The organism is Thalassomonas sp. M1454 (assembly GCF_007097525.1).
In the GTDB taxonomy this organism is placed as follows: domain Bacteria; phylum Pseudomonadota; class Gammaproteobacteria; order Enterobacterales; family Alteromonadaceae; genus Thalassotalea_A.
Genome location: NZ_VKDD01000006.1, coordinates 188,858 through 214,747, shown reverse-complemented (window position 1 = coordinate 214,747; position 25,890 = coordinate 188,858). Strand labels below are relative to the sequence as shown.

Below are 25,890 nucleotides of genomic sequence, written 5' to 3'. Positions count from 1 at the left end.
CGCAGTATATCTAAATATTTTGAAAAGGCTTACTTAGGTAAGCCTTTTTTTTGCGACCATGGATGGTCGTAATCCGATACCGCCGGGAGCGAAGTATCGGTAGCACAAAGGACGTGGGGTATGCCGAAACGCCAAGGATATTGTAGTTTCGGTAGTGAATAGGGAAGATTCTTATCAATTAAAAATTTTCTTTAAATTCAAAGGCTAAAAGTAGTAAATAGTAAAAAGTAATGAAAACGTGACTAATCATAACTATTTATTATTCTTATATGATAGCGCCAAAAGTTATAAGCGGTTAGAATGTTGGCAAAATAGAGCAAGTAGTAAGCATTAATGATCAATTTAACCGATATCCAACCTCAATCTGATGAGATTTATTTAGATAATAACGCGACCACTCCAGTGCTGCCTCAGGCTGCTGAAGCGGCTATTCATACCATGAATTTATGTTATGGAAATCCAAGCTCAAGTCATATGACAGGTATTCGTGCTAAGTACATTTTAGAGTCAACTCGAAAACTTGCACGTCAAGTAACAGGTGCTACCGATGGTGAAATAATATTTACCAGTGGTGCAACCGAAGGTATTCAAACGTCGATTATTTCTGCATTAATTGCCGCGCGCGCAACAGCTTCTTTAATTACTAAACCTGTATTGCTTTATGGTGCAACAGAGCATAAAGCGGTACCTGAGACATTAAAACATTGGAATCAAATTTTAAATATTGGCGCAGAGGTTGTTGCTATTCCTGTTGATGGCAACGGTATTTTAGATTTTGATTTTATTGCTAAACATGTTGGCAATGCCTTAATGGTCTGCACTATGGCGGCTAATAATGAGACTGGCGTATTTCAAGATTTAACAGCACTACAAAATATTATTCGTAGCAACAATCCTGATGTTTTATGGATGGTAGATTGTGTGCAAGCACTTGGCAAAATTTCGTTAGATTTAACCAATACCAGTATTGACTATGCACCTTTTAGTGGCCATAAGCTGTATGGGCCTAAAGGAATAGGTGTATTGTATGTGCGTGATAACGCGCCTTATACCCCTTTTATTGCCGGCGGTGGTCAAGAAAGCGGTTTACGCTCAGGTACCGAAAATTTACCTGGCATTGCCTCACTAAATGCAATTTTTAAGCTTTTAAATGATGAAAATGACGATACCTTTAAATCTCATGATGTTTTAGTTAGCTACCGAGCCCAACTTGAAAAAACTTTGCGTGAAGTATTTCCTGCAATAGTGTTTAACCATGACTTTGCTTACTCTTTACCAACCACACTTAACTTTTCAGTTAAAGGCTTATCAAGCAAAGATATAATGGATTTATTTGATGCTGCTAAAATTCGTGTAAGCTCAGGTTCAGCTTGTAGCTCAAAAGTTTCAGGTAGCTTTGTACTTGATGCTATGAATAAACCAAGATGGCAAAGTGAAGGTGCTATTCGTATGTCGTTTGGCCCGGCAAATACCCAAGATGAAATAGACAAAGCATGTGCGGCAATTAAAGATGCTGTAAGCGCCCTTAAAAACAGTTGTTTAATTTTATCCGATGCTGATGAAATCATTGATAGCAATGCTGATGGCTTACAGCAATGGATTTATGACCAACAATGTACTTGGTGTTATGTAGATAAAAACAAAAAAGAAATATTACTCATTGATCCTGTGCCTGAAATTGCGAGTAAATTTGAAACCTTAGTTAACTGCCAAGACTTTAATGTTAAAGCGGTTCTTGCAACGCATTTACATCAGCACCAAGAAGATTGTGCCGAGATGATCCGTAATGTATTTACGGGTAAGTTAAGCTCAGAGTCTTGTGATAGTTTAGGCTGGGATAAAAGTGTTACTCAGCAAGTAAGCTTAGAGAATGATACCTTAGCTTATGCTATTACTATTGGTGATAAGGTATTAGCTAAAATAGATATTCCAGGACACACAGATAATAGCGTGGCTTACTTATTAGGAGAAGCCAAACAAGGCCGCTTAGCCGCTGAAGATATTGAATATGTATTTGCTGGCGATACCCTGCAAATTGGTGGCATAGGTCGCAGTGATTTAAATACCAGTGACAGCGTACAAATGCATCATTCATTACGATCATTAGCGCAAGTGATCACCGAGCACACGCTTATTTGTCCAACTCATGATTACCAACAATTATTTATCACTACCTTAGCCCTAGAAAAGCAAACGAATCCTGTGCTTGCCGATGTGCTAGCTAAAAAACTTAGTGATGAGCAATTTGTTGAAGCTAAGCTAGAGCTTGATCAAAGTATTAATAATGATACGCAATCGGCGCTGTGCGGTAATATAAAAGCTGACATAGAGCCTAGTATTGATGTTGACCCTGGTGATTTCTCTCAATTTTTAGCAAGCAATCCAGATGTTATGATCTTTGATGTACGAGAGCCGCACGAGTTTGAAGCGAATCGCAGAGAGTATATTCGAGATCAAAAAATAATAAATGTGCCATTAACGCAAATCACTCATTTTGTGAATACTCATAAAGCCGCGAAAACACAGCCTAGTTATGTGTGTATTTGTCGCAGTGGTAGCCGAAGTGATGCCGCAGCTAAAACCTTAAAACGTATGGGGTTTGAAAATGTTTATCATGTGCCGGGTGGTTTTGCTCTATTAAGTTAACCTCAAGTTTAGACTGGCCTTGTCCTAATAGGTGTTGAATTTTAAAAGTCCAAGAGTGTTTGCTCTTGGATTTTTTTATGTCTTTTATTTATTCCTTCCTCCTCTTAAAAGTAGCTCACTTAATTAATCAAATTGCTCTTATCATTGTTTGGAGGAACAGCTAATGGGATTACTATGAGGTTCTAAAAAATTTTAAAACTCGACTAAACTTACTTAAGGTTTAGAAAATAGAGAATTTTATATGACATTAAAGTGGATCGACTCGTTAGAAATTGCATTAGATCTTATGGAAGAACACCCTAAAGTGGATCCAACGCGGCTACATTTTACTGAATTAAGGCAGTGGGTGTTAGATTTAGAACGTTTTAGTGATGACCCTAATCATTGTGGAGAGAGAGTATTGGAAGCAATTCAACTAGCTTGGATCGATGAAATGGACTAGGTTAAAGCACCGTTTGTAAATATTTATAAACACACCAATCTGCATAGAAAGAACTAAAAAGTTATAAAGTGTAACTGGGTTGGCTTATGTTGTTAAATAGCATTACAATGGCGCACTTTTTTGTAGTACAGCAAAACAACGAGTGAATAATTATTATGAGCCAAGACAACAATAATCGCCCTTTATACATTCCTTATGCGGGGCCGACCTTGCTAGAGACGCCACTGCTAAATAAAGGAAGTGCGTTTAGCTCTCAAGAAAGAACAAGCTTTAATTTAACTGGCTTAATTCCGCCTCGATTTGAAAGTATTGAAGAGCAAGTTGAACGAGCTTATATGCAATACTCAAGTTTTCGTACTGCGCTTAATAAACATATTTACCTGCGCAATATTCAAGATAAAAATGAAACCTTGTTTCATGCTCTAGTACAAGCTCACCTTGAAGAAATGATGCCAATTATTTATACGCCAACGGTAGGGGATGCGTGTGAGCGTTTCTCAGATATTTACCGCAGTAACCGAGGTTTGTTTATTTCTTATGATGAACGTCATCAAATCGATGATATTTTGCATAATGCTACAAAGCATAAAGTAAAAGTAATTGTTGTTACTGATGGCGAGCGTATTCTTGGTTTGGGTGACCAAGGCATTGGTGGTATGGGGATCCCAATTGGTAAGTTATCTCTTTATACCTCATGTGGTGGTATCAGCCCAGCCTACACTATGCCAATCATGCTAGATGTTGGTACCAATAATGAAAAGTTATTAAACGATCCTATGTATATGGGAGCTCGTCACAAGCGAATTAACCAAGATGAATATAACGAATTTGTCGATTTGTTTATTAAAGCGGTAAATCGCCGTTGGCCTGGCGTACTTCTACAGTTTGAAGATTTTGCTCAACCTAATGCAATGCCATTATTAGAGCGCTACCGTAACGAAATATGTTGCTTTAATGATGACATTCAAGGTACAGCATCGGTTACTGTTGGTACATTATTAGCGGCTTGCCGTATTCGTAATAGCAAACTATCTGAACTTAAAGTCGCCTTTGTTGGAGCAGGATCTGCTGGCTGTGGTATTGCTGAGCAAATCGTTGCACAGATGCGCTCTGAAGGTTTATCTGACGAGCAGGCACGTAAGCAAGTATTTATGGTTGACCGTTTTGGTTTACTTACCCAAGGAATGGAAGATTTACGCGATTTCCAACAAAAACTTGTTCAACAAACGGATGATCTTGCTAAGTGGCAATACAGCGGTGAATACGCATCATTACTTGATGTTATGCATTGCGCGAAGCCTGATATTTTAATTGGCGTTTCTGGCCAAGCGGGATTATTTACCGAACAAGTTATTACGGCAATGAGCGCAGGTACTCAAACGCCAATAATCTTCCCGCTAAGCAATCCATCTAAGCAAGTTGAAGCTACACCTGAGCAAGTGATCAACTGGACTAAAGGTAATGTAGTTATTGCAACCGGGAGCCCATTTGAGCCCGTTGAATACAATGGTGAAACATTCAACATAGTTCAATGTAATAACTCGTATATTTTCCCTGGTATTGGTTTAGGCGTATTAGCAGCGAATATAAAGTATATCAGTGATGAAATGTTAATGGTTGCCAGTGAAACCTTAGCCGCAGCATCGCCATTAGCCAATACTGGTAAAGGTGATTTATTACCACCATTAACAGAAATCGCAAACATTAGTAAGCAAATCGCTTTTGCTATAGGTAAGCTTGCACAACAACAAAACTTAGCATTAGAAATTCCAGACGAAGAGTTGCTTAATAATATTGAACAAAATTTCTGGAAAGCAGAGTATCGTACATACAAACGTTCAACCATTTAATAAATATCAAGGTGTCAGACACCTTGAGATTATGTCTGTTGAAGTAAAATCAAGTTGATCTGACCCCCTTGATTGTAGATATAAAAAAAGCGCCGAATGGCGCTTTTTTATTAGCTATACATTGGTATTAACCAATAAAGGCTAAGTAACCTTGTAAGATAATTAGGTTAGCAATATCAATAAAGAATGCGCCAACAATTGGTACTACCATGAAAGCTGTTGGTGAAGGACCGTTGCGGTTTACCAATGCACCCATGTTCATTACCGCAGTAGGTGTTGCACCCATACCAAAACCACAATGACCACCAGCGATAACAGCTGCATCGTATGTGCCACCCATTAGCTTGAAAGTAATAAAGTAAGCAAATAATGCCAAGGTAATTGTTTGAATAACTAAAATAATTAATAACGGGATAGCTAGATCAAAGATTTCCCATAATTTTAAGCTCATTAATGCCATTGATAAGAACAAGGCTAATGATACGGTGCCGAGTATATCAACGGCTTCGCTATTAATTTTATATGCTTTTGTTACTTCGGTAATGTTAGTAATAACTACACCGATAAATAGTGCGTAAACAAACTCAGGGATCATTAATTGGCTAATTTCAAAGCTATCAACGAAAGATTTAATAAAACCTGCACCAACAATACAAATTAGTAAAATGAATAAAGTCTCAGTAACTTTTTTAGCTGTAACTTTATCTTCTTCCATTTGATCATAAGTAACTAAATCAGGGTGTGAATCATGGGTATGACCACCTTTACCATATTCAGATTCAAGGCCGTGCTTGTCAATTAAGCGTTGCGCTACCGGGCCGCCAATAATACCACCCATAACTAAGCCAAATGTTGCAGCAGCCATCGCTAGCTCTAAGGTATTCATACCGTAGTTTTCAGAGAATGTTTGTGACCATGCGGCACCTGTACCGTGACCACCTGATAAGGTAATTGAACCAGCAATTAAACCCATTAATGGCTCTAAACCTAACATGGTTGCAAAACTTACGCCTACCGCGTTTTGCACGATAATATAAAGAGAAGCTACGCCTAAGAAGATAAATACTTTTGCACCACCTTGGGCAAGTAACTTGAAACTTGCAGACAAACCTACTGTTGAGAAAAACAGCAACATAAAGGTATCTTTAAGTGGTAAGTTAAAGTTTATATTTGTGCCTTGCGCATGAAGTACGGTAATAAAAATTGCGACAACTAAACCACCTAAAATAGGCTCTGGAAAGTTGAATCGTCTTAATGGTGGCGCGATATAGTTAATAAAGCGGCCAATAAACAGTACCGATATAGCAATTAGAAGTGATTCAATAACACCAACTTCGATAATATTATTCATATATGAAAATCCTTATTAGGGTGGATTTAAATAGCAACTCAGCTATTAACTATAGATCAAACTTAATGGGACATTAGTCGTTTGTATAAATTAGTTAGAAAAAATCCACTTCTGTCATTTTTGTACATTTATAATCGCATAAATTGCATTTACACATTGTAAGTATTTTGTGAGTTTTTATGTTGGATTTTGTATCAAATAAAACCCTAAGTTAATTACTGTTAAAAAAAGTGTGCTCATTGTCAGCCCTTTGTTTATCTGTGTTTTTGAGTTGTTTTAATTTGTAAATGGCGAATGTTTTTACTCGCCTGAACACTAGTTTTCAGTATATAAAAGGCCATTCAAAAAATTCATAAACTAGTCGAGTTAAATAATGAGCAAGATCACAAATTCCTTATCAGCCAGAGTTTTTATTGGTCTGATTTTAGGTCTAACTATAGGTACTTTAATTCAGTACGCAGTTCCGCCAACTTGGGCAATTGGCAAATTTACGCTAGAAGCTTCACAAGGCTTTGGTGGTATGTTTGTTAAAATGATCCAATTAATCGTCGTTCCTTTAGTGTTCTTTTCGATTGCCAGCGGTATTTGTGAATTAAAAGATTTATCAAGTTTTGGTCGTTTAGGCTCTAAAACTTTTGGTCTATATGTACTTAATACTGTTGTAGCAATCGGTGCTACTTTGCTAATCGTTTTATGGTTAAAGCCGGGTACTGGTGTTGATTTAGGATCTATGGCTGAAACAGTAAAACTTGCTGCTACTGAGCCGCCGAGCATGTGGCAGATGGTAATAAACATTGTGCCATCTAATCCATTTAGAGCATTTGTTGATGGTGATATGTTACAAATCATCTTTATGGCAATTATGACAGGTATTGCAATTCAAGCATTGGGTGAGCAAAGCGGCCCTGCTAACCGAGCATTCAAAGTAGGTAACGAAGTAATGATGAAACTAATTACTTTAGTTATGTCATTAGCGCCATACGGTGTGTTCTTCTTAATGATTACTTTAGGTGGTACTTTAGATACATCTAAAATGTTAGCCGTTGCCGGTTACATTGCCTTAGTTGTTGGTATGTTCATTCTAATGTTTATGGTGATCTACCCGGTAATTGTTTATTTAACTACCGGCATTAAACCAACAGTATTTATTAAGCACATTCGTGAACAAATCATGTTCTCATTATCGTCAGCAAGTTCAAATGCAACGATCCCGGTAACAATGAAAACAGTACAAAATATTGGCGTATCAAAATCAATCGCTGGTTTTGGAGTACCACTTGGCGCAACCATGAATATGTCAGGTGCAGCGGTTTACACAACCATTGCTGTTATGTTTGTTGCTAATGCTTACGGCATGCCTCTTGAGATGAATCAAATGCTGCCTTTAGCTTTCACTGTTTTACTACTTAGTATTGGTGCTGGTGGTGTTCCAGGTGGTGGTATTGTGTCTATCGGTATTTGTTTACACACCTTTGGTTTGCCAATTGAAGCTTTAGCAATTGTTGCTGCAGTTGACCGTATTTGTGACATGTTCTGTACTACAGCAAACGTTGTAGGTGATACCGCAATAAATACAATTGTTGCTAAAACTGAAGGTGAAATTTCTGCCGAGAACGCAGAAAATAACTTACAAATTGTTGCTTAATTTTAAGTAACCAAGATAAAACCAGAGTATTACTCTGGTTTTATTGTTTTTGATATTTTAAAAGTCGTGAATTCATAGAGTAGATTACCTAGGCTTTATCAGCACTTAACTTGCCTGAAAGCTTTGGTTAACTAAAGACTACAAATTAGTTAATGTAATTTGTTTTGAATTGCTCTATAATTCGCGCCAAATTTTTGACTATAAATCTAATTGAGGGCTTATCATGGCTATCGAACGTACTTTTTCTATCGTAAAACCAGACGCAGTTGCTAAAAACGTAATCGGCGCTATCTACAACCGTTTTGAATCTGCAGGTCTTAAGATCGTTGCAGCTAAAATGATCCACTTAAGCCGTGAAAAAGCTGAAGGTTTCTACGCAGAACACGCTGAGCGTCCTTTCTTTGGTGCTTTAGTTGACTTCATGACTTCTGGTCCAGTTATGGTTCAAGTTTTAGAAGGCGAAAACGCTGTTCTTAAAAACCGTGAAATCATGGGTGCTACTAACCCAGCTGAAGCTTTAGCTGGTACTTTACGTCACGACTACGCTGAGTCAATCGACGAAAACGCATGTCACGGTTCTGATGCTTTAGAATCAGCAGCACGTGAAATTGCTTACTTCTTCTCTGACGAAGAAGTTTGTGCACGTACTCGTTAATTTAAACGAATTACGTTAATACTAGCTAGCTTATAGCTAGACTAGTATGCGAAAGGATTTTACTGGATTCAGTAAAGTCCTTTTGTTTTTTCTACGTTAGAGAAAAAACAAAAGGGCTTTTTTCAATAATGCGGCTGTAAATGCGAATGACAGTACGTTTATTAACGAAATTATAACAAGGCTAAATTGTTTCACTTGCATGAAAAGTGTACAATTGGGCCCATTAGATATTTAAGTAAAGAGATACACATGACCGACACCGCTACGCAAAACCAGGCTGTTAAAAAGGTTAATTTATTAAACTTTGATCATCAAATGATGCGCGAATTCTTTGAGTCTATTGGCGAAAAAGCGTTCCGTGCCGACCAAGTAATGAAGTGGATTTATCACTTTGGTTACGATGATTTTGAGCAAATGACCAACCTTAATAAAGCCTTAAAGCAAAAGCTTGCTCGATTATGTGAAATCAAAGCACCAACGATTTCAGAGAAACAAGTTTCAGAAGATGGCACTATCAAGTACGCATTATTGCTTGAAGGCGGTCAAGAAGTTGAAACTGTGTGGATCCCTGAAAAAGAGCGTGCAACCTTATGTGTTTCTTCACAAGTTGGCTGTGCTCTTGAGTGTACATTCTGTGCAACGGCTACCCAAGGTTTCAACAGAAACTTAGCTGTATCAGAAATTATTGGCCAAGTATGGCGTGTGGCTAATGATATTGGCGCGACACGTATTGCAGGTACCCGCCCAATCACTAACATAGTTATGATGGGCATGGGCGAGCCATTATTAAACATGAAAAACCTGATCCCTTCATTAGATACTTTCTTAAATGATTTAGGTTACGGTTTATCTAAACGTCGTGTAACAGTAAGTACTTCAGGTGTTGTACCTGCACTTGCTATGTTGAAAGAAAAAATTGACTGTGCATTAGCTATTTCGGTACACGCACCAGATAACGCATTACGTGATGTACTAGTACCAATTAATAAAAAATACCCATTAGAAAGCTTTTTAGAAGCCAGCCGCGACTACATTGAAGGTTCAAAGGCTAATAAACAAGTTACTGTTGAGTATGTAATGCTTGATCATGTTAATGACTCAACTGAGCAGGCACATGAATTAGCCAAAGTACTTGAAGGCACACCAAGTAAAATTAACTTAATACCTTTTAACCCATACCCAGGTTCACCTTATAAAAGACCGAGTAATTCTCGCATCGATAGATTCGATAAAGTATTGCAAAGTTATGGTCTTACGGTGATCACTCGTCGTCCACGTGGTGAAGATATTGACGCGGCTTGTGGTCAGTTAGCAGGCGATGTTTTTGACAGAACAAAAAGATCTGTAAAAAATAAAGCGCAAGTGGGCGATCTTTCCGTAAAAATGGTGTAATTTATTACCTGCGCGGGTAAATACCCGCGTAAATAATAATAACGATAGCATCAGCTGGAAGACCCAATGCCAAAATTAGTGAAAAAAGCCAAACTGCAACTAGGAAAGGTTGCGTTAGTTATTTTATCTTTAGGCTCTTTAAGTGCCTGTGTAACGCAAAATTTTGCAGAAGAAAAGCCTGTAGTTGAACGTGATTACAGCGATACTCAAATTGCTCGCACTCGTATTTCATTAGCGCTTGGTTATTTGCAAATGGGCAATATGACCCAAGCAAAATATAATCTAGAAAAAGCCAAGCAGTTCTCTCCAGATTTACCTGATGTTTATACCGCATTTGCGCATTATTATGAAACCGTGGGCGAATATGAGCAAACCGAAGAGTCTTTTTTACAAGCACTTTCACTAGCAGATGATAATGCCGATACATTAAATAATTTTGGTGTGTTTTTATGTCGTCAAGGCCGAGTAGATGAAGCCGAAGCCCATTTTATGAGAGCTATCGAAGTGCCTACTTATGTGCGAGTATCTGAAACTTATGAAAATATCGCACTGTGTCATTTAAAAGAAAATAACTTTGATAAAGCCGAAAAAGCTTTAAATAGAAGTATTGCCCATAGTCCAAACAGTGCATCAAGTTTATTGCAAATGGCGCAATTACAATATGCAAAAGGCCAGTACAAGAAAAGCTCTAAATTTTTAGGGCGATACGAACTTGCTACGCGCCGATTTACGCCGCAAGCGATTGCTTTGGCGTATAAAGTAAATAAAAAAATGGGTAACACTGAAGTTGCCGATAGCTACGGTACTATGTTGCTGAAAATGTTTCCTGATTCACAGCAAGCACAAGCATTTATTGATAATGGTTTAGTACAGATTGAAGCTGACAATCTAGCGATGGAATATCGTAAATACCGACTATTAAAATCGGGCATTAAAATTAACAAAAAACCAGTGGTTGTTACTCGTAAAGCGAGTAAAACTGACGATAACTTTAAACAAACTAAGCCAAATGTTTTGGCGACAGATAATAAATTAGTTGATGATGCAACTATTGCCAAACAAACAGGTCAAAGTATTGCTAGCAATAGTGTAATTGATAAGCAAAGTAAGCCTGCAGCGGCGAGTAATAATAACGCTACGCCAGTGCAAACACAGGCTGCTGTGGTTCATAAACCAGCTGCTAGTGTAGTAGTTGCAGCGCAAACTCCAGCTAAACAGACAGTTCAACCTGTGGCTGTGGTAAATACGCCAACCGTTGCAGATGATGTACCCGTACACGTAGTTGAAAAAGGTGAGAACCTTTATCAAGTATCATTAAAATATAACATCATGATCAGCAGTTTACGCCGTTGGAATGATTTAAAAGAAGAAACTATCCACGTAGGACAAGTACTTAGATTAACAAAACCTTAAGTTAGAAGAAATTATGAGTAATACGCAACAGCCTATTGATATCGAAAACGATGAAGTTTTAATAGGACCAGGTCAAATCTTACGTGATGCACGCAATCAGCAAGGTTTAACTGAGCAACAAGTCGCAGAACATTTAAACTTACGTCCTATGCTCGTTGCGCAAATAGAAAAGAATGAATTTGATTCAACTACCCCTGAAATTTTTGTTCGAGGATATTTAAAGAACTTTGCTAGGTTTGTTGGTGCTAATGAATCTGAGGTGTTAGCCAGCTATGCATCGCTAACTATCGCGCGCCATAAAGGCACGCAAATGCAAAGCTTCTCGCGAGTAACTCGTCAAAAAGCTGAAAATAACCGCTTAATGATGATTATTTACTTTATTATTTTTGTCTTAGTTGCGTTAACCGTGATGTGGTGGATGCAAGATGCAAATAATAAAACATCTGAGCAAGGTGTAGCTGAACAAAGCGTTGTTGATGACGTTAACCAAACCAATACAGCTGTAACAAGCGATGATAGTGAAAGTGCAGTTGACAGTGCTGCTGATAGTACTGTCGATACGACAATCGAAACAAACGAGACTATTGAAGCTGAAACAGTAAGTGAAGAAAAGGCAACTAACGATACTGCCAATGCTATAACGCAAACAGTAATCTCAAGTAATGCCCCTGCACTTATTCCACAAGAGCAAAGTTTAGCCGAAATCACTACTTTACCAACAAATATTGATGGCACCGAGCATGAAAACATTACGCCATTAGAAACGTTTGTATTTAATTTTGTTGGTGATTGCTGGGTTAATATTTTTGACGCAAATGGCGATCGCCTTGCATGGGGCATTAAGCGTGCCGATTATAAAATGACGCTAACGGGCAAGGCACCATTTACCATAACTTTGGGTAAACCAGAGTTAGTGTCTATAGAGTATAATAAAGAGACTGTCGATTTAAGTCAGTATCTACCAGGTCAAATTGCAAAGTTTGTTTGGCCAAAAGCGTAACCAACACAGATAAATTTAATAATTGAGCTTTTATGTTTAGTGAATCACCAATAAAACGTCGAGTATCCACCCAAGTTATGGTGGGTAATGTACCTGTTGGCGGCGATGCGCCAATTGCCGTGCAGTCGATGACAAATACGTTAACTACTGATGTTGCCGCAACGGTTGCTCAGATCAAATCGTTAGAAAATGTCGGTGCTGATATTGTGCGTGTCAGTGTGCCAACAATGGATGCTGCAGAAGCGTTTAAACAAATTAAACAACAAGTTGATGTACCTTTAGTGGCCGATATTCATTTTGATTATCGAATTGCTTTAAAGGTGGCTGAATATGGCGTTGATTGTTTACGAATTAACCCTGGTAATATTGGTAATGAAAATCGTATTCGCTCAGTAGTTGAAGCTGCTCGCGATAAAAATATCCCAATTCGTATTGGCGTAAACGGTGGCTCTTTAGAGAAAGACATTCAAGAGAAATATACCGAGCCAACACCGGAAGCATTATTAGAATCAGCAATGCGTCATGTCGACATTCTTGATCGTCTTAACTTTGATCAATTTAAAGTAAGTGTTAAAGCCTCGGATGTATTTTTAGCTGTTGGTGCTTATCGTTTATTAGCCAAACAAATTAATAATCCATTACATCTTGGCATCACTGAAGCCGGTGGTTTCCGTGCTGGCGCGGTAAAATCTTCGGTTGGTTTAGGTATGCTTTTAGCTGAAGGTATCGGTGATACTATTCGTATCTCACTTGCTGCCGACCCAGTTGAAGAAATCAAAGTGGGTTTTGATATTTTAAAGGCATTACGCCTACGTAGCCGCGGTATTAACTTTATTGCTTGCCCAAGTTGTTCGCGTCAAGAATTTGACGTTATTTCAACGGTAAATGCGCTAGAAGAGCGATTAGAAGATTTAATCACTCCAATGGATGTGTCAATTATAGGTTGTGTGGTTAATGGCCCAGGTGAAGCATTAGTATCAGACCTAGGTTTAACCGGTAGTTCTCGAAAAAGTGGCTTTTATTTAGATGGTGAACGCCAACGTGAACGCATTGACAACAGCGATATTGTCGACCAGTTAGAAAGCAAAATTCGTGCTCGTGCACAGATGCTAGATAAAGAAAATCAAATAGAAATAAAACAAGTTTAGTTTTCTATTTTTTAATAAAGAATTTATTGGCGGCTATCTGCGCTAATGTGTTTTACGATTAAGCACATTTAGCCTATAATGCCGCCTTTGTTTTAATAATTCCCTAACGGTCAAAATTTTGGCGGTTAGATTTGTATAGAGAACTACTTAAGTGAGTAAAGCAATTCAAGCGGTACGTGGCATGAACGATTGTTTGCCAGGTGAAACCAATAAATGGCAAATGGTCGAAAATGTACTTCGTCGCGTTGCTGGTAATTATGGTTACGCTGAAATCCGTATGCCAATTGTAGAATCTACAGCGCTTTTCAAACGTGGTATTGGTGAAGTTACCGATATTGTTGAAAAAGAAATGTATACCTTTGACGATCGAAATGGCGACAGCTTAACGCTACGTCCAGAAGGTACTGCAAGTTGTGTTCGTGCTGGTAATCAACATGGTTTGTTATATAACCAAGAGCAACGTCTTTGGTATATGGGGCCAATGTTCAGACATGAGCGCCCACAAAAAGGACGCTACCGTCAGTTCCATCAGTTTGGTATTGAAACCTACGGCATGGCTTCTGCTGATATTGATGCTGAAGTTATTATGTTAAGTGCTCGTTTATGGCGGGAACTTGGCATTGAAGAATTTGTCACATTAGAGTTGAACTCTTTAGGCTCAAACGAAGACAGAGCAAATTATCGTGATGCGTTAATTGCATTTTTAACTGCAAACGAAGACGCACTTGATGAAGATTCAAAACGTCGTATGCATGCTAATCCATTACGCGTTTTAGACTCAAAAAATAAAGATGTACAAGCGCTATTGGTAAATGCGCCTAAGTTATCTGAATACTTAAGTGAAGAGTCAAGTGAGCACTTTGCTCAGCTTTGTACTCGTTTAGATGCTGCTGGAATAAAATACGTAATTAATGAGCGTTTAGTACGTGGTCTTGATTACTACAATCGCACCGTATTTGAATGGGTAACCGACTCATTAGGCGCGCAAGGTACCGTTTGTGCTGGTGGTCGTTATGATGGACTAGTTGAACAGCTTGGCGGCAAAGGTACACCTGCAGTAGGTTTTGCTTTAGGTATTGAGCGTTTAGTACTAATGCTTACCGAGTTAGATAAATTACAAAATATTCGAGCCACTACCGATGTTTACATGGTAATGGTTGGTGAAAATGCCGATATGACTGGCATTAAGCTGGCAGAGCAATGGCGTGACGAAGTTAGCGATATTCGCATTCAAGTGCATTGTGGTGGCGGCAAGTTTAACAAACAAATGAAACGCGCAGATAAATCTGGTGCAACAGTAGCTATTATTTTAGGTGAATCTGAAATAGAGCAGCAAGTTGCTACCGTTAAGTATTTACGTGAAAATAAAGAACAACAAACGTTGCCTTTTAACCAGGTTACAACGTTATTAACAGAATTAATTAAAGGGTAGTAAAGTGGACGATTTTCAAACTGAAGAACAACAAGTTGATGCAATTAAAAAGTTTTGGCATGAAAATGGTAACTCATTAATCGCTGGTTTAGTGATTGGTTTAGGTGGTTTTGTTGGGTTTAACTATTACCAAGAAAGCCAAATTGAAGCACAAGAAGCTTTATCTGCCGAGTTCCAAGCAACAATGGAAAGCTTTGCAGCACAGGAAGATAACTTCCGCACTAATGCACAAGCATTTATTGATGCAAACAAAGAAAACAGCTACTCAGCATTTGCTGCTTTTGCCTTAGCAAAAGATGCTAGCTCACACCAAAACTGGGCTGGTGCTCAAACTCATTTAGAGCAAGCAGCTAACTTAGCAAGCAGCGATAACATGAAAGCAATTGCTTACCTTCGTTTAGCTCGAGTGCAAATCCAACAACAAGCATATGATGATGCGTTAGCTACATTAGCTAACCCGATGCCTGAATCATATGTTGCATCAATTGAAGAAATTAAAGGTGATGCATACCTTCTTCAAGGTAACAGTGAAGCGGCTCGTACTGCGTATCAAGCATCGGCTGATGCGGGTGGTTTACAAACTAACCCTGCATTACAAATGAAAATTGATGATTTAGCTGTAGCGGTTACTGCAGCAAACTAAGGAAGCGTTAATGAAGTTTTTCAATAAACGCCTGATCAGTGCAATTTTACTTTCATCAGCTTTAGTTGCTTGTTCATCAGACGATGAAGATGAAGCTCCTGTTATTGCAGAGCTAACTGAAATTGAAGAGTTATTTGAAGCTGAAGTGGTATGGGATGATTCGGTTGGCGATGGCGTAGGTCATTACTTTTCTCGTTTATCACCTGCAATTGCCTACGACAAAGTATTTGTTTCAAGCCGTTTTGGCGACGCCTATGCATTCGATGTGAACACTGGTGATGAGCTGTGGAATATCGACTTAAGCGATATTGAAGATGAGCGTGGCTTCTTTGATGATGCTATCTCTGCTCGTATTGCCGGTGGTGCAGTAACTGGCTATAACAAAGTTATTTGGGGCAGTGAAAACGGTGATGTATTTGCCATTGAAGAAGACAGCGGTAAGCTAGCTTGGCGCGCTAAAGTTTCGGGCGAAGTAATTTCAAAACCAGCGTTAGACAGTAACTTAGTTATTGTTAATACCGCATCAGGTGCTTTAGTCGCGTTAGATATTACCTCTGGTGAAGAAGTTTGGAAAGCTGAGCAATCGGTGCCACCATTAACTCTGCGCGGTGTTAGCGGTGTATCTGCCTCTTCTGGAGGTGCTTTTGTTGGTTTAGCTTCTGGTGAAGTTGGTGTATATATTTTAGAAAATGGCCAACAAGGTTGGATTACTGAAATTGGTGAACCAAGTGGCTCTACTGAACTTGAACGTATCGTTGATGTTGATGTAACTCCAGTTATCATGGGTGATAAAATTTATGCAATCTCGACAAATGGTAACTTAGCTGCGTTAGATTTACGCAGTGGCCGTGAAGTTTGGAAACGCAAGTATTCGTCATACCGTCAACTAACTGTTGCTGGCAATCAAATTTTTGCAACTGACACTCAAGGGCATGTTTTTGCCATTGACCGTAACTCAGGTATTGAGCAATGGAGCCAGTTAGCATTTACTGGCCGAAGTACAACTGGCGCGGCAAGTGTTGGAGACTACGTTGTAGTTGGCGACTTTGAAGGTTACCTACATTGGTTAAGTAAAGCCGATGGTAGTATTGTTGCTCGTCATGAAGTTGATAGTAGTGGCATTTATAATACGCCGCTAGTGCACAATGGTTTGTTATATGTAATGAGTCGAGATGGTGATTTAGAAGTAATTAAAACGCCTGAAATCGTCACTGTTAATAACGATTAATTAGCCAATTTAATTACTGTTGTTACAGTTAAGCTAATTAATTCAAGCAGTTCTCGAGCTTTTTGCTAAAATAAACACTAGCACAGAAAGTAATTTTAACGGTTCCACATAATTTGTGGAGCCGTTATTTGTTTTTTAAAACTAAGTAATTAAACGACTTAGTTTACATTTTTTTAATAAATTTTGAGGTTTTCATGCTTCCGGTAGTTGCCCTAGTTGGTCGTCCAAATGTTGGTAAATCAACATTATTTAACCGTTTAACTCGCTCACGCGATGCCTTAGTTGCCGATTACCCGGGCTTAACCCGCGATCGTCAATATGGCCAAGCTGAAGTTGAAGGTTTACCGTTCATTGTTATTGATACTGGTGGTATTGAAGGTAATGAACAAGGTATCGATGCCAAAATGGCTGAGCAGTCATTGCTAGCTATTGAAGAAGCTGATGCCGTACTTTTTATGGTAGATGCTCGTAGTGGTTCAACATCTGCCGACTTAGCTATCGCTGAGCACTTACGTAAACAAAGTAAGAAAGTATTCTTAGTTGCCAATAAAATTGATGGTGTTGATGCCGACTCTGCTGTTGCTGAGTTTTACGACATTGGTTTAGGCGAAGTTCACCCTATTGCCGCAGCACATAACCGTGGTGTTACTCAGCTTATTAACCTTGCCTTAGCACCATTTGTTGAAAACATGGCTGAGCAAGATGAAAGCAGCGATGAGGTTGTTTACCTTGAAGAAGGTGAAGAGTATGACGACTCAGATGAAACTCAACAAGATGACAAAATTAAACTTGCCATTATTGGTAAGCCAAACGTTGGTAAATCAACGTTAACTAACCGTATCCTTGGTGAAGAGCGAGTTGTTGTCTATGACATGCCAGGTACAACACGTGACAGTGTTTATATCCCAATGGAACGTGGCGATCGTGAGTACACACTTATTGATACCGCCGGTGTTCGTCGTCGTAAAAATATGACCGATGCAGTAGAAAAATTCTCAGTAATTAAAACCCTGCAAGCAATCAATGACTCAAACGTAGTGTTATTAGTGATTGATGCTCGTGATGGTATTACCGATCAAGATTTAAGCTTATTAGGTTTTGTCTTAGAGTCTGGTCGTTCATTAGTGCTAGTAGTAAACAAGTGGGATGGTTTAGATAACGACGTTAAAGACCGAGTTAAATCTGAACTTGATCGCCGTTTAGGTTTTGTTGACTTTGCGCGAATTCACTTTATCTCGGCATTACACGGTACCGGTGTTGGTCACTTATTTGAATCGGTAGAAGAAGCGTTTGATTCAGCAACAAAACGTACATCAACTGCGATGCTAACTAAAATCATGGAAATGGCGGCGTTCGACCACCAACCTCCACTTATCCGTGGTAACCGTGTTAAATTAAAATACGCCCATGCTGGTGGTTATAACCCACCACTTATCGTTATTCACGGTAACCAAGTAGACTCTTTACCTAACTCGTATAAGCGTTACTTAATTAACTACTTCCGTAAGTCATTAAAGATCATGGGTACACCAATTAAGGTCGACTTTAGAGGTACAGTAAACCCATTTGCAGGCAAACGTAAACTAACCTACACCGAGCGTAAGAAAGCGGCTCGTGAAACTCAAGGTTGGAGCGAAGAAGCCAAAGCTGCTAAAAAGTAAATAGTCAGTATAGTTTTTTTGCTATCAGAAATAGCAAAATAATATCGCTTATTAAGCCGCATTTATTGCGGCTTAATTGTATTTGTAGGATTATATAACTTCACAATTAATCATTTGGATAAAGTAAATGAGCTTTAAATCTCTCGAGTTGAAAATACCGCCACTAGTTCTAGTATTAATTGCCGCGTTGCTTATGTACTTTTCTCCAAACCCTATTGTGTTTTTTAACTTACCATTAGAAGTGGTTTATTACTTAACACGTGCTTTATGTGTGCTCTCTGTAGTGATTATATTGTCAGGTATTTATTGCTTTAAAAAAGCTAACACTACTGTTGACCCAACTAACCCAAGTAAAAGCTCAGAATTAGTTGATTTTGGTATATACAAATTTACCCGAAATCCTATGTATTTAGGTTTTGCTGTGATGTTGCTCGCTATGGCGATAAAGATGCAGACACTTGTGGCTTTATTGTGGTTACTGGTGTTTGTACTTTATATGACACGCTTTCAAATAAAGCCAGAAGAGCAGGCGCTCAATAAGATTTTTGGTGTTGCTTATGTTGATTATTGCCAGCGAGTGAGACGCTGGGTTTAATAAGCTAGAAACTAGACATTGCTATTCTGGCAATGTCTTCGATATTACACTTTCTACTTTACCATCGCTTAATTGTGTGGTGATGGTATCACCTGTTGTTAACTCATTTATGCTGTTAATTAGTTTGCCGTTTTCATCTCGGGTAATTGAATAGCCTCGGGCTATGGTAGCTAATGGGCTAACGATATTTAAGTTGTGAGCAAGCTTAGCTAGTTGCTGTTGTTTATTGTCTTTAAGCTGTAATTGCGCACGTTTTAATCTACTACTTAAATCGCTAAGTTTATTTTGCGCAATGGTAATATTTTGACTTGGGTTGCTACCGGTTAAACGTTGCTGCAATAAGGTAATTTGATTGGTGCGCTGTGTTTGTTGGTTAATAATTACTTGTTGTAAACGTATTGCTAAATCATCGGCGCGTTGTTGCTGGTTTTGCAGTTGCTTAACCGGGCTTACTAAAGCTAGTTGATGTGAAAAGTACTGGCTATTGGCTTTGTGGTTTTGCAGTATTTGTTTGATCAAATGAGTTAGACGTTGGCGGTAATGATTTAGCTGGGTCACTAAATGCTGATTATCTTTTGATACTAACTCCGCCGCAGCTGAAGGTGTTGCCGCACGCAAATCTGCCGCGTAATCACTTAAACTGGTATCAACTTCATGGCCAACAGCGCTTATTACTGGAATATCACAATCAAATATAGCTCTAACCACGACTTCTTCATTAAATGACCATAAATCTTCTAATGAACCACCACCGCGGCCAACGATAAGTACGTCACATTCATCCCGCTCGTTTGCTGTATATATGGCATCACTTATTTGCTCGGCGGCTAATTCGCCTTGTACCAGGGTCGGGTAGATAATTACTTTTATGCCTGGGTTACGACGATTAAGAACGGTTAAGATATCTTTAACCGCGGCGCCTGTTGCAGAAGTGACTATACCTACCGTTTGTACAAACTCAGGAATAGGTTGTTTATAACGACTGTCGAATAAACCTTCCATTTGCAATTCGGCTTTAAGTTGTTCAAAGCGTTGTCTTAATAAACCTTCACCGGCATCTTCCATTTGCTCAATGATTAATTGAAATTCGCCTCTTGGTTCATACATCGACACTTTGGCTTTACATAAAACCTGCTGACCGTTGCCCGGCTTGATACGGACAAATCTATTGTTGCCTTTAAACATGGCACAACGGACTTGTGACTTGCCGTCTTTTAACGATAAATACCAATGTCCAGAGCTTGCCGCCATGAAATTCGATATTTCACCACATAACCATACGGTTCTTAGCTCACTTTCTAAGATGAAACGTACTTTTTTGGTAAGCTCACTTACTTGTAATATATGCTGTTGTGGCGCGTTAAATTGATTCATTATGATACTTTTACTAATTATTTGAGAAAATCACTGTTAATTACAAAATATAAGTTTACCTAGAGCTTTAAAGTGGTTAAAATCCATTCGCAATTATTACTCCATCTATTGGAGTACGACTCCCACATAAGCGAGAATGTTGCAATGCTAAGAATAGCCCAAGAAGCCCTAACCTTTGATGATGTACTACTTGTACCAGCCCACTCAACGGTTTTACCCCACACAGCAAACCTAAAAACCAAACTTACCAGTACAATAGAACTAAATGTACCTATCTTATCTGCGTCTATGGACACAGTTACTGATGCGCGTTTAGCTATTGCTCTTGCGCAAGAAGGTGGTATTGGTTTTATTCATAAAAACATGACGATTGCAGAACAAGCTGCAAATGTTCGTCAAGTTAAGAAATTTGAAAGTGGTATTGTGTCAGATCCTGTTACGGTTCGTCCAGATATTACTATCCGTGAGGTATTAGAATTAGCACACGAGCTTAAATTCTCAGGCTTCCCTGTTGTAGATGAAAACAACAACCTAGTTGGTATTATTACTTCTCGCGATTTACGCTTTGAAACAAACTTAGACCGTAAAGTATCTGAGTTAATGACTGGTCAAGATGACTTAGTTACTGTTAAAGCCGATGCATCACGCGAAGAAATTTTAAATTTAATGCATGCAAATCGCATTGAAAAAATCTTAGTGGTTAACGATAACGATGCGATCATCGGTATGATCACTGCAAAAGATTACCAAAAAGCTGAAAACAAACCAGATGCATGTAAAGACGAATTAGGTCGTTTACGTGTTGGCGCTGCGGTTGGTGTTGGCGCTGGTACTGATGAGCGTATTGCTGCATTAGTTGACGCTGGTGTTGATATTTTATTAATTGATACTTCTCATGGCCACTCGCAAGGCGTTATTGAACGCGTAAAAGCAACTCGTGCGCAATACCCTGATTTACAAATTGTTGCTGGTAATATTGCAACTGCAGCTGGCGCTAAAGCATTAGCTGAAGCAGGTGCTAATGCGGTTAAAGTTGGTATTGGCCCAGGTTCAATTTGTACTACTCGTATCGTAACTGGTTGTGGTGTTCCACAAATTACCGCTATCTCTGAAGCCGTTAAAGGTGTAGCAGGATTAGATATTCCAATTATCGCCGATGGTGGTATTCGTTTCTCTGGTGATATCGCAAAAGCATTAGTTGCTGGCGCTCACTGTGTAATGGTTGGCTCTATGTTAGCAGGTACTGAAGAAGCACCTGGTGAAGTTGAACTATACCAAGGTCGTTACTACAAATCTTACCGTGGTATGGGCTCTCTTGGCGCAATGAACCAAAAAGAAGGTTCATCTGATCGTTACTTCCAAAAATCTGACGAAGCAGACAAGTTAGTACCTGAAGGTATTGAAGGTCGCGTTGCATATAAAGGTCCAATGGCGGCAATTATTCACCAACAAATTGGTGGTATTCGCAGTGCAATGGGCTTAACTGGCTCAGCAACTATTGAAGAAATGCGTACTAAGCCACAGTTTGTGAAGATCACAGCTGCAGGTATGGGCGAATCGCACGTACATGACGTAACAATAACCAAAGAAGCCCCTAACTATAGATTGGGTTAATTTTCTGCAGGGGTGGTTATTTGTCCCTATTTCGACTTTTAGTGTACTCATTTGCAGGAGCAAACTCCGTGCACTAAAAGCCGAACTAGAACCAAATTCCTCACCCCGGGTAAAGTCAACCATCCCAAAAATGGGTTGAAGTTGACTAGTACGAATAATAAAGAATATAAATTATAAAGAGCAGTGCTTTTTGAAGTATTGCTCTATTAAAAAAGAGAACAGACTAATGAGTCAAGATATTCATGATCATCGAATTCTAATTTTAGATTTTGGTTCGCAATATACTCAACTAATTGCTCGTCGTGTACGTGAAATTGGTGTTTACTGTGAGCTTTGGGCTTGGGATGTTACCGAGGAGCAAATTAAAGGTTTTAACCCAACGGGTATTATCCTTGCTGGTGGCCCTGAGTCGGTAACTGAAAACGATTCTCCACGTGCTCCTGAGTACGTATTTAATGCTGGCGTGCCTGTTTTAGGTATTTGTTACGGTATGCAAACAATGGCCGAGCAATTAGGCGGCGGTGTTGAAAGCTCAGAGCATAAAGAGTTTGGTTACGCTGCGGTTGAGGTTATTGGCGAATCTGCTTTATTTAAAGCCATTGAAGATTCTATTAATGCTAATGGTAATGCGTCATTAGATGTTTGGATGAGCCATGGAGATAAAGTTTCAGAAATTCCTGCTGGCTTTAAAACCATCGCACAAACACCAAGCTGTAAATACGCAGCAATGGCAAATGAAGACAAACAATTTTACGGTGTACAATTTCACCCAGAAGTTACTCATACTAAACAAGGTATGCGCATTTTAGAGCACTTTGTTGTTGATATTTGTCAGTGTGAAAAATTATGGACTTCAGCTTCTATCATTGAAGATGCTATTGCTAAAATGAAAGCACAAGTTGGCGATGATGAAGTCGTTCTTGGTTTATCAGGTGGTGTTGATTCATCTGTGGTAGCTATGCTGTTACATCGCGCAATTGGTGATAAATTAACGTGTGTATTTGTTGATAACGGCTTATTACGTTTAAACGAAGGCCAACAAGTAATGGATATGTTTGGTGATCACTTCGGTTTAAACATCATTCATGTTGATGCTGAAAACCGTTTCTTAGATCGTATGGCTGGTGTTGACGACCCGGAAGCGAAACGTAAAATTATTGGTAATGTATTCGTTGAAATTTTTGACGAAGAAGCCGGTAAGTTAACCAATGCTAAATGGTTAGCACAAGGTACTATTTACCCTGATGTTATCGAGTCAGCTGCATCTGCTACTGGTAAAGCGCATGTGATCAAATCGCATCACAATGTAGGTGGTTTACCTGAAGATATGGAACTTGGTTTAGTTGAGCCATTACGTGAATTATTTAAAGATGAAGTACGTAAAATTGGTTTAGAGCTTGGTTTACCATACGACATGTTATACCGTCATCCGTTCCCTGGCCCTGGTTTAGGTGTTCGCGTTCTTGGTGAAGTTAAGAAAGAATACTGTGACTTACTTCGTCGTGCAGATGCTATCTTTATCGAAGAGTTACACAAGCATGACTTATACAACAAAGTTAGCCAAGCCTTTACTGTATTCTTACCTGTTCGTTCGGTAGGTGTTATGGGCGATGGCCGTAAATACGATTGGGTTGTTAGCTTACGTGCTGTTGAAACTATCGACTTTATGACCGCTGTGTGGGCTCGCCTACCTTATGACTTCTTAGGTCATGTATCAAACCGCATTATTAATGAAATCGATGGTATTTCGCGTGTGGTTTACGATATCTCTGGTAAGCCACCTGCGACAATTGAATGGGAATAAACCTAATCTAAGTTAAGTTAATAGACCAATAAAAAAACGAGCTATTTAGCTCGTTTTTTATTGGCTTGATTAAATTGAGCTAGTCAATTTATTCTTCCATATTAAGATAAGCTTGAGAGTCGATCCACTTGTCAATTTTTTGTTCTAATATCGGCATAGGTAGTGCGCCATCAATTAGTATTTGAGTGTGGAACTTCTTAATATCAAAGTGTTGGCCTAAAGCGCGAGACGCTTTATTACGTAACGAGCGTATTTCACGTTGGCCAATCTTATACGAAACGGCTTGGCCTGGAATAGAGATATAACGTTCAACTTCGGCAGTAATATCACTTTCAGCCATTGACGAGTTATCAATCATATATTGAATCGCTTGCTCACGAGTCCAACCAAAAGCATGTAAGCCAGTATCTACTACTAAACGCATGGCACGTAATTGCTCATCAGATAAGCGGCCATACCATTGGTAAGGGTCTTCAAACATGCCCATTTCTTTACCTAAACTTTCAGCATATAGTGCCCAACCTTCAGAGAATACGGTATAACCACCGAATTTACGGAACATAGGTAAGCCTTCAACTTCTTGTTGAATGGTTATTTGAAAGTGATGACCTGGCGCAGCTTCGTGAATACTTAATGTTTCTAGTAAAAACTTAGGCTGTGCTTTTAAGTTGTGAGTGTTGATATAAAACACCCCAGGGCGAGAACCGTCAGGAGCAGGGCTTTGATAGCTTGCACCCGCACTTGATGCCGCTCTAAACGCTTCAACAGGTTTTACTTCGTAATCAGCTTTAGGGAATACTTCAAATAAATCAGGTAAGCTCTTTTCTATTTTAGCTTTAACGTCGGTATAAGCTTTAACCACTTCTTCTTCGGTTTTCCAGTAAAACTGCTCATCATTTTTTAAGAATTCAAAAAATGCTGGTAAGTCACCTTCAAATTTAACGGTTTCTTTTACCTGCTTCATTTCTTTTAGAATGCGGGCAACTTCTTCTTGACCAAATTTATGAATTTCATCTGCCGTTAGTGCAAGGGTAGTGTTAACTTCTATTTGGTGTTCGTACCAAGCTTTACCATTTGGTAAATCGGATAAACCAACCGTGCTACGGGCTTTTGCTAAATATTCATTTTTAATGAAGTCATGAAACTTTTTATAGCTTGGCGCTAATGTTTTTAAAATTAAGTCGTTGTACTTTTTAGTGATCTTTTTCTTATCACTAGCGCTAATATCTTGGTTATCGGCTAGCATATTAACCGGGCCATAAAACACACTATCTTTAGCATTTTTTACAACATGAGCTGAAAGCTGCGGTAAGATTTTTTCAACAATTGGTTTAGGTAAAACAACACCTTGTTTGATACCTTCACGCATCGACACAATCACACTATCCATGTATGCCACATAGCCTTGGCTTCTTTTGATAAAGTTATCGTAATCTTTTACCGTCTTAAAAGGTTGCGCACTTTCGCCAGAGCCTAAAGTCGCAAAAGAATTATGAATGCCATACATTTGGTTAAGAGGAATTAAGTAGCTTGGAAACTTAGCCCCTTTAATTGCCATTTCACGATCGCGCTTAAATATCTGATAACTTAGTAAATCTTGTCCTGATAAAAGGCTTTCGTCAATATTGTTAATTTGCGCTAAATAGTCTTCTTCTAAAGCTAACTCAGCTGCTAGGGATTCTTTGCTGATAGGTGCACTAAACTTATCGTTGTACTCTGTTAAGCCAATGTACGTACCATAGATTGGTGACATATCTAACGTTGCTTTAAAGTGATTATCGAAAAGTAATTGTAGCGCTTGCTTTTCTGTTTCAGCTGTACGCTCAACAGGAGCTTCGACTGCGGTTGTTTCTGTAGCTGATACCTTGGTAGCGGCGGCTTCACTTTCTTCGCTGTTGGCAACAAAGGAATTACCTGCAGTTACGGCAAGAATTGTTAATGCTAATATTGATTTTTTCATGGTGTCCACTTTACAACGATTTATAAGTATAAGGCTC

General features: G+C 38.9%; 19 protein-coding genes. 16 read left to right on the top strand and 3 right to left on the bottom strand.

All coding sequences use genetic code 11. The annotated features are described in order from the left end of the window. The first annotated feature begins 333 nt into the window (after positions 1 to 333). From FNN08_RS13600 to FNN08_RS13590, 3 genes are all read left to right on the top strand, one after another. Complete coding sequence (locus FNN08_RS13600) at positions 334 to 2,646, top strand: aminotransferase class V-fold PLP-dependent enzyme (protein ID WP_143586692.1); 2,313 nt, start codon at positions 334 to 336, stop codon at positions 2,644 to 2,646. Positions 2,647 to 2,887: 241 nt separating this feature from the next. Continuing rightward, complete coding sequence (gene iscX / locus FNN08_RS13595; RefSeq protein ID WP_143586690.1) at positions 2,888 to 3,088, top strand: Fe-S cluster assembly protein IscX; 201 nt, start codon at positions 2,888 to 2,890, stop codon at positions 3,086 to 3,088. A gap of 155 nt (positions 3,089 to 3,243) precedes the next feature. After that, a complete protein-coding gene (locus FNN08_RS13590) occupies positions 3,244 to 4,938 on the top strand; it encodes an NAD-dependent malic enzyme (RefSeq protein ID WP_143586688.1) in 1,695 nt (564 codons plus the stop codon). A 127-nt stretch (positions 4,939 to 5,065) separates the two neighbouring features. Here the strand turns inward: FNN08_RS13590 and gltS are convergent, their stop codons facing one another. Beyond that, positions 5,066 to 6,289 (bottom strand): sodium/glutamate symporter, encoded by a 1,224-nt coding sequence (gene gltS, locus FNN08_RS13585; RefSeq protein WP_143586687.1) that lies wholly within the window; start codon positions 6,287 to 6,289, stop codon positions 5,066 to 5,068. Positions 6,290 to 6,671: 382 nt separating this feature from the next. Between gltS and FNN08_RS13580 the strand changes: the two genes are divergently transcribed. The 11 genes from FNN08_RS13580 (at position 6,672) to FNN08_RS13530 (ending at position 19,101) form a co-directional block, all read left to right on the top strand. Further along, the gene (locus tag FNN08_RS13580) at positions 6,672 to 7,934 is read left to right on the top strand and encodes a dicarboxylate/amino acid:cation symporter (RefSeq protein WP_143586875.1); all 1,263 of its coding nucleotides are present in this window, start codon (positions 6,672 to 6,674) and stop codon (positions 7,932 to 7,934) included. A gap of 223 nt (positions 7,935 to 8,157) precedes the next feature. After that, a complete protein-coding gene (gene ndk, locus FNN08_RS13575) occupies positions 8,158 to 8,589 on the top strand; it encodes a nucleoside-diphosphate kinase (protein WP_143586685.1) in 432 nt (143 codons plus the stop codon). Positions 8,590 to 8,838: 249 nt separating this feature from the next. Continuing rightward, a complete protein-coding gene (locus FNN08_RS13570) occupies positions 8,839 to 9,981 on the top strand; it encodes a bifunctional tRNA (adenosine(37)-C2)-methyltransferase TrmG/ribosomal RNA large subunit methyltransferase RlmN (protein WP_143586684.1) in 1,143 nt (380 codons plus the stop codon). 66 nt (positions 9,982 to 10,047) lie between these two features. Further along, positions 10,048 to 11,394, top strand: a complete 1,347-nt coding sequence (gene pilW / locus FNN08_RS13565) for a type IV pilus biogenesis/stability protein PilW (RefSeq protein ID WP_143586682.1) — start codon at positions 10,048 to 10,050, stop codon at positions 11,392 to 11,394. Positions 11,395 to 11,407: 13 nt separating this feature from the next. Then, on the top strand, positions 11,408 to 12,394 hold the full coding sequence (locus FNN08_RS13560; RefSeq protein ID WP_143586680.1) for a RodZ domain-containing protein: 987 nt from the start codon (positions 11,408 to 11,410) through the stop codon (positions 12,392 to 12,394). 32 nt (positions 12,395 to 12,426) lie between these two features. Continuing rightward, positions 12,427 to 13,542, top strand: a complete 1,116-nt coding sequence (gene ispG / locus FNN08_RS13555) for a flavodoxin-dependent (E)-4-hydroxy-3-methylbut-2-enyl-diphosphate synthase (protein WP_143586678.1) — start codon at positions 12,427 to 12,429, stop codon at positions 13,540 to 13,542. Positions 13,543 to 13,693: 151 nt separating this feature from the next. Then, a complete protein-coding gene (gene hisS / locus FNN08_RS13550; RefSeq protein WP_143586676.1) occupies positions 13,694 to 14,974 on the top strand; it encodes a histidine--tRNA ligase in 1,281 nt (426 codons plus the stop codon). A 4-nt stretch (positions 14,975 to 14,978) separates the two neighbouring features. Continuing rightward, positions 14,979 to 15,617: a YfgM family protein gene (locus FNN08_RS13545; RefSeq protein ID WP_143586674.1), complete on the top strand. Its 639-nt coding sequence runs from the start codon at positions 14,979 to 14,981 to the stop codon at positions 15,615 to 15,617. 10 nt (positions 15,618 to 15,627) lie between these two features. Further along, positions 15,628 to 16,845 (top strand): outer membrane protein assembly factor BamB, encoded by a 1,218-nt coding sequence (gene bamB / locus FNN08_RS13540; RefSeq protein ID WP_143586672.1) that lies wholly within the window; start codon positions 15,628 to 15,630, stop codon positions 16,843 to 16,845. Between the two features lie 194 nt (positions 16,846 to 17,039). After that, positions 17,040 to 18,506, top strand: coding sequence for a ribosome biogenesis GTPase Der (der, locus tag FNN08_RS13535; protein WP_143586670.1), 1,467 nt, complete (start codon positions 17,040 to 17,042; stop codon positions 18,504 to 18,506). Between the two features lie 127 nt (positions 18,507 to 18,633). Then, positions 18,634 to 19,101 carry a methyltransferase family protein gene (locus FNN08_RS13530; RefSeq protein WP_143586668.1) on the top strand — a complete coding sequence of 156 codons (468 nt, stop codon included), beginning with the start codon at positions 18,634 to 18,636 and terminating at the stop codon, positions 19,099 to 19,101. A 21-nt stretch (positions 19,102 to 19,122) separates the two neighbouring features. Here the strand turns inward: FNN08_RS13530 and xseA are convergent, their stop codons facing one another. Next, positions 19,123 to 20,475 carry an exodeoxyribonuclease VII large subunit gene (gene xseA / locus FNN08_RS13525; protein ID WP_143586666.1) on the bottom strand — a complete coding sequence of 451 codons (1,353 nt, stop codon included), beginning with the start codon at positions 20,473 to 20,475 and terminating at the stop codon, positions 19,123 to 19,125. A 144-nt stretch (positions 20,476 to 20,619) separates the two neighbouring features. Here xseA and guaB point away from each other — a divergent pair, with 144 nt between their 5' ends. Next, entirely contained in the window at positions 20,620 to 22,089 is a 1,470-nt protein-coding gene (guaB, locus tag FNN08_RS13520; protein WP_143586664.1) for an IMP dehydrogenase, read from the top strand. 226 nt (positions 22,090 to 22,315) lie between these two features. Then, positions 22,316 to 23,893, top strand: a complete 1,578-nt coding sequence (gene guaA, locus FNN08_RS13515; protein WP_143586662.1) for a glutamine-hydrolyzing GMP synthase — start codon at positions 22,316 to 22,318, stop codon at positions 23,891 to 23,893. 88 nt (positions 23,894 to 23,981) lie between these two features. Here the strand turns inward: guaA and FNN08_RS13510 are convergent, their stop codons facing one another. Beyond that, positions 23,982 to 25,853 carry a DUF885 domain-containing protein gene (locus FNN08_RS13510; RefSeq protein ID WP_143586660.1) on the bottom strand — a complete coding sequence of 624 codons (1,872 nt, stop codon included), beginning with the start codon at positions 25,851 to 25,853 and terminating at the stop codon, positions 23,982 to 23,984. Between the last annotated feature and the right edge of the window lie 37 nt (positions 25,854 to 25,890).

What these genes read in the sequence shown, in the direction of transcription:
- der (WP_143586670.1), top strand. Translation starts at nt 17,040, where the DNA reads ATGCTTCCGGTAGTTGCCCTAGTTGGTCGTCCAAATGTTGGTAAATCA.
- FNN08_RS13590 (WP_143586688.1), top strand. Translation starts at nt 3,244, where the DNA reads ATGAGCCAAGACAACAATAATCGCCCTTTATACATTCCTTATGCGGGG.
- ispG (WP_143586678.1), top strand. Translation starts at nt 12,427, where the DNA reads ATGTTTAGTGAATCACCAATAAAACGTCGAGTATCCACCCAAGTTATG.
- FNN08_RS13570 (WP_143586684.1), top strand. Translation starts at nt 8,839, where the DNA reads ATGACCGACACCGCTACGCAAAACCAGGCTGTTAAAAAGGTTAATTTA.
- ndk (WP_143586685.1), top strand. Translation starts at nt 8,158, where the DNA reads ATGGCTATCGAACGTACTTTTTCTATCGTAAAACCAGACGCAGTTGCT.
- gltS (WP_143586687.1), bottom strand. Translation starts at nt 6,289, where the DNA reads ATGAATAATATTATCGAAGTTGGTGTTATTGAATCACTTCTAATTGCT.
- FNN08_RS13510 (WP_143586660.1), bottom strand. Translation starts at nt 25,853, where the DNA reads ATGAAAAAATCAATATTAGCATTAACAATTCTTGCCGTAACTGCAGGT.
- xseA (WP_143586666.1), bottom strand. Translation starts at nt 20,475, where the DNA reads ATGAATCAATTTAACGCGCCACAACAGCATATATTACAAGTAAGTGAG.
- bamB (WP_143586672.1), top strand. Translation starts at nt 15,628, where the DNA reads ATGAAGTTTTTCAATAAACGCCTGATCAGTGCAATTTTACTTTCATCA.
- FNN08_RS13560 (WP_143586680.1), top strand. Translation starts at nt 11,408, where the DNA reads ATGAGTAATACGCAACAGCCTATTGATATCGAAAACGATGAAGTTTTA.
- FNN08_RS13600 (WP_143586692.1), top strand. Translation starts at nt 334, where the DNA reads ATGATCAATTTAACCGATATCCAACCTCAATCTGATGAGATTTATTTA.
- guaA (WP_143586662.1), top strand. Translation starts at nt 22,316, where the DNA reads ATGAGTCAAGATATTCATGATCATCGAATTCTAATTTTAGATTTTGGT.
- iscX (WP_143586690.1), top strand. Translation starts at nt 2,888, where the DNA reads ATGACATTAAAGTGGATCGACTCGTTAGAAATTGCATTAGATCTTATG.
- FNN08_RS13530 (WP_143586668.1), top strand. Translation starts at nt 18,634, where the DNA reads ATGAGCTTTAAATCTCTCGAGTTGAAAATACCGCCACTAGTTCTAGTA.
- guaB (WP_143586664.1), top strand. Translation starts at nt 20,620, where the DNA reads ATGCTAAGAATAGCCCAAGAAGCCCTAACCTTTGATGATGTACTACTT.
- pilW (WP_143586682.1), top strand. Translation starts at nt 10,048, where the DNA reads ATGCCAAAATTAGTGAAAAAAGCCAAACTGCAACTAGGAAAGGTTGCG.